This is a genomic window from Nostoc sp. (genome assembly GCF_036916735.1).
In the GTDB taxonomy this organism is placed as follows: Bacteria; Cyanobacteriota; Cyanobacteriia; order Cyanobacteriales; family Nostocaceae; genus Nostoc.
Map to the genome: position 1 here is coordinate 1 of NZ_JBALFV010000102.1, position 4,592 is coordinate 4,592.

At 41.8% G+C, this 4,592-nt stretch carries 5 protein-coding genes and 1 pseudogene; 3 read left to right on the plus strand and 3 right to left on the minus strand.

Annotated features, from left to right (window positions below; translation table 11 throughout):
- Positions 1-277 precede the first annotated feature (277 nt).
- Positions 278-409, plus strand: a pseudogene (locus tag V7L20_RS32835) (DUF6887 family protein); the annotation flags it as partial.
- 97 nt (positions 410-506) lie between these two features.
- Here the strand turns inward: V7L20_RS32835 and V7L20_RS25005 are convergent.
- The 3 genes from V7L20_RS25005 to coaD form a co-directional block, all read right to left on the minus strand.
- Complete coding sequence (locus V7L20_RS25005; RefSeq protein WP_334746663.1) at positions 507-833, minus strand: Ycf66 family protein; 327 nt, start codon at positions 831-833, stop codon at positions 507-509.
- 150 nt (positions 834-983) lie between these two features.
- A complete protein-coding gene (locus V7L20_RS25010; RefSeq protein ID WP_334746664.1) occupies positions 984-1,652 on the minus strand; it encodes a DivIVA domain-containing protein in 669 nt (222 codons plus the stop codon).
- Positions 1,562-2,113, minus strand: coding sequence for a pantetheine-phosphate adenylyltransferase (coaD, locus tag V7L20_RS25015; protein WP_334746665.1), 552 nt, complete (start codon positions 2,111-2,113; stop codon positions 1,562-1,564). Before coaD ends, V7L20_RS25010 begins: the two co-directional genes overlap by 91 nt.
- 403 nt (positions 2,114-2,516) lie before the next feature.
- On the opposite strand from coaD, the gene lgt reads away from it, so the two are divergent.
- Positions 2,517-3,392 (plus strand): prolipoprotein diacylglyceryl transferase, encoded by an 876-nt coding sequence (gene lgt / locus V7L20_RS25020; protein ID WP_334746666.1) that lies wholly within the window; start codon positions 2,517-2,519, stop codon positions 3,390-3,392.
- A gap of 213 nt (positions 3,393-3,605) precedes the next feature.
- Positions 3,606-4,421 carry a precorrin-4 C(11)-methyltransferase gene (gene cobM / locus V7L20_RS25025; protein ID WP_334746667.1) on the plus strand — a complete coding sequence of 272 codons (816 nt, stop codon included), beginning with the start codon at positions 3,606-3,608 and terminating at the stop codon, positions 4,419-4,421.
- The last annotated feature ends 171 nt before the right edge of the window (positions 4,422-4,592 follow it).

The window sequence follows — 4,592 nt, forward strand, 5'->3', positions numbered from 1 at the left end:
TCACCAAGCTGACGTGGATATTTGTCAAAACTAGTCCATGCGCCATCTTTGACAGTAAAATTATTGTTCAAACCTACAAACACCGAACCGAAAGTACTCATGATAATGCTCCTTTAATGAATAATCTGGCAAGTAGTAAACACTTACATCTCAGTATTCTGTTTTAGGTTCAAGAACTACGCAAATTATTTACAAACTTTTACACAGTAACATTTCCATGACAGATTCTAACTACCAAGCGATGACTGATGAAGGGTTGTGAGACTGGGTTCGTTACCATCCCAAAGATGTAGAAGCCTTCCACATTCTCATGGATAGATTAGAGCAACGTCCAAAAGTCTTTTGTAGCACAGATGAAGAAATTGAAGCCGAATTGCAAAAGCGAATTAACCAATCGCGATCGCAGTGAAAGATACTATGGACTGGGGATTAAGTAATTTTTTCAGTACCCATTTTTATGAATTTTAAACACAAATATTATTAATTAAATGATCTCAATTCTCAAATCACCTATTTCTGTAAACTGCATTAATTACAATATCTTTGATAAGTAGGTAAATAATTAATAAGCTCAATAAAAGTTGCCCAAATTGAAGAATTGGATCTAATCGCCAGCCTTGAAAAGTTAAAATCAACCCACACAATAACATTATAATTGGTGTAAATATCGCTTGGATAATATAAAGTGCTAAAGCCCAACTCGTAAGTCTTGCTCCATATTTGACTAGCCAAAATACCATAAAAATCAAGTAAACTACTCCTAAAAGCAAATAAATCAGTCCCAGTATACTAGCTGAATTTGCTCCAAAGTTAACTTGAGCCAAAGTAAGCATTTTTGAAAAATCCTGTTTAATTACAAGCCCAAATTTTAAACCTATTACCAGTTAGGTATAGAAAACCAAAAGTCTTTATTTATAAAAATTGTTGGGTTAAGCAACAGCGAAACCCAACCAATAATTTTTTCTCATCTCTCGTTAAAACCTCTATTTTTTCTTACCTGGAGGTGAATTGCGCTGGGTAAGGTTATCAATTTGCAATTGTTGCCGTCCGTTGGTGATAATTCGCAACATCTGCTTGAGATCCTGCTCAATATTTTCCAGGATGCCATCGGCATAAGCATCAGCACCATCTTCAATTTCTTGAGCCTGAGCGATCGCAGTTTGTCGCATTTGGTCTAACTCTTGCTGACAAGCATACCGCTTACGGTCAATCTCGGCGAGGGTTTCTTGCATTATTGCTTCACACTCTTGTTGCACTTGTCGCCGCAGTTGTTCAGCTTCTTGTTCGGCCTGGTGAATAATATCGCTTTCAGCTAAAATTTGCGCCCTTTTTGCTTGCGCGGCCTCAACAACCTGCTGTCCATACTCTTCCGCTTCCAGCAGAATTTCGTCCTTTTGGTCAAGGATACCTGCTGCTTGTTGAAAAAGCGATGGTAAGGCAAGCCGGATGTAATCAAGCTGATCTAACAGCTTTTCTTCATCGATGAGAGTGCGTCCTATCAGAGGAATCCTGAGACTAGAGAGAACCATTTCCTCTAGGCGGTTGAGTTCCTGCTGAATGTCTATGTTTCCTTCTCCACCGAGATACTCTTGAGGGGAGGGATTGCTTCCGTTGAGATTGGGTTCAACATTGGAGAGTTCTGATTGTAGCATTGGTATATATCTAGGGCAATGTGTGGGGGAACGAGATGATCGATAGAGCCACCAAACCTTGCAATCTCTTTTACCACACTACTACTTAAAAAACTATACTCATTTGAGGTTGCAAGAAAAACTGTTTCTATTTGGGTAGAAAGAGTTTTATTGGTATGAGCCATTTGCAGTTCCACTTCAAAATCTGACACAGCCCGTAAACCCCGCAGCAAAACTTGTGCTTGTCGCATTTGAGCATAGTTGACGGTAAGTCCATCAAAGCTATCTACTTCTATATTAGGTAGATGTTGTGTAGAAAGACTGATCTGATCTAGCCGTTGCTGGACGCTAAAAAGTGGCATTTTGTTGGGGTTCCGCAGTACAGCGACAATTACCCGCTCAAACAGCCGACTACCGCGCCCAATGAGGTCAAGGTGTCCCAAGGTGATGGGGTCGAAGCTACCAGGATAAATAGCAATCACAATTTTAGATATATCAAAGTTATTTAGGTGATTATATCGAAGCTCTTTTGTGTAACCTACTCAAATTTACCATCTTGCGCTCTGAGTAAGAATGCTAAACTCAATTGTTTTGCTGGTACAAGTTATGCTCAACTAGGCGTTAGAAAATATAGCGGTGCAGTATAGTCGGAACCTCACCCTGCATTTGAGTAAAGCAAACGCTCCCCTTTCCTTACTAAGAACAGGGGTTGGGGGTGAGGTTGAACCAAACCGCTATAAACTCCTAAATATGGATGCTGGATTGCTATTTGTGTCTCCACGAAATTGTAGATTACTTAAGTACATTTACAGCATTCGATACCAAAAAAACTCCGTACTTAACAAAGTGCGCGGGTAGTTAACGAACTATTCTAGGTAATTTTTCATGGCACTGGATTTTTCCACCTTGCCCTTGGCGTTTCAATTTACTTCTCCAGGACCGATTCTGGTAAAATTAGGACCACTCAGTATTCGATGGTATGGCTTATTGATTGCCACAGCAGTGTTAATTGGCGTTATTCTTTCCCAAGAATTGGCAAAGCGCCGTAATGTTAATCCTGAGTTGTTAGGCGATTTATTCTTTTGGTTGTTGATTGGGGCAATTCCTGGCGCACGGCTATATTACGTTTTTTTTGAGTGGTCAAAATATGCCCCAACTCCAGGAAAAATCTTTGCTATCTGGGAAGGAGGTATTGCCATTCATGGAGCAATTCTTGGTGGCGTTTTGGCTGCGTTAATCTTTGCCAAAATCAAGCAGGTTTCTTTTTGGCAACTGGCAGATTTAGTAGCACCTTCGCTGATTTTAGGGCAAGCGATCGGACGTTGGGGCAATTTCTTTAATTCTGAAGCTTTTGGCGATCCGACAAATTTACCCTGGAAGCTGTATATTCCACCAGATCATCGTCCTCTAGAGTATGCGAGTTTCGATTACTTCCATCCCACCTTCCTCTACGAATCTCTGTGGGATTTAGCGGTGTTTGCGCTATTAATAATTTTGTTTTTCCGGTCTTTGTCTGGTAAGCCACGTTTGAAGGTAGGCACGCTATTTTTAGTTTACTGGCCAGCCTACAGCTTAGGACGCTTGTGGATTGAAGGTTTTCGCACTGATAGCTTGATGCTAGGGCCGTTACGGATGGCACAAGTAGTCAGTAGTCTAGGAATTTTATTCGGATTAATTGGATTAGCTTGGCTTTACTTACTTAAACGCCCTTTACCCGATGTAGTTCCTAGTCCCAAGGGAAATGGGGAGATGAGGGGATGAGGTGATGAGGGAGCAGGGGAGGCAGGGGAGGTAGGGGAGGTAGGGGGAGAAGAATAACTAAAGCCGAATTCCCAATCCCTAAAAAATAAAAAATGCCCCAGAGTATTCTCTAGGGCTTAACCAGGGTGCATCTACCATTACTATCTACTAGGGAAAGAGGGTAAATCCGGAAAGATACTGAGAAAATATTAAAAAAATTTTTGAGGGATTGCTGTGTGTTCTTTTAAAAGTGAAAATCTGAGTTATGAAAAAACACTATATGTCATAGAACCATCTGTGTACATTGTGGGAGCAGGCCCTGGAGATCCTGATTTATTGACGGTGAAGGCGCAGAAACTACTGGCTGTTGCTGATGTGATTTTATTTGCTGATTCTTTAGTACCCGAACAAATTTTAGAACTTTGCCGAAAAGATGCGGAGATCATTAGAACTGCGAATCAGACTTTAGAAGAGATTTTGCCGATTATGATAGATCGGGTGCGATCGCAACACAAATCTCTAGTCCGTCTCCATTCTGGCGATCCTAGTCTCTACAGCGCCATCCACGAGCAAATGCACCTCCTCGCTGAGGCAAATATCCCGTTTGAAGTCATCCCAGGTATCAGCGCCTTTCAAGCCGCAGCCGCCAAACTCAAAGTAGAGTTGACTGTCCCTGGTTTAGTCCAAACCATCATTTTGACACGCATTAGCGGACGTACAGAAGTCCCCGTCGCCGAAGAATTAGCCACTCTTGCAGCACATCAGGCTAGCCTTTGCCTGTATTTGAGTGCGCGTCACGTCGAAAATGCCCAAGCAAAACTACTCGAACACTATCCAGCCGAAACCCTAATTGCTATTTGCTTTCGCATTGGATGGCCTGATGAAAAAATCAAGGTTGTTCCTCTAAATCAAATGGCAGACTGCACTCATCAAGAAAAACTAATTCGCACTACACTTTATATAATTAGTCCAGCACTTTCGACAACAACAGGGCGATCGCGTTTATATCATCCCGAACATAGTCATCTATTTCGCTCATCTCATAACTAAATTTTGGGCATTGTGCATGGGGCATTGGGCATTTTGAGCTAGATGAATGAGTCTTTGAACTCCGTTAATGAGTCTTTGAGGTGGATGAACGGAGTTCTGAGGTGGATGAACGGAGTTCTGAGGTGGATGAACGGAGTTCTGAGGTGGATGAACGGAGTTCTGAGGTGGATG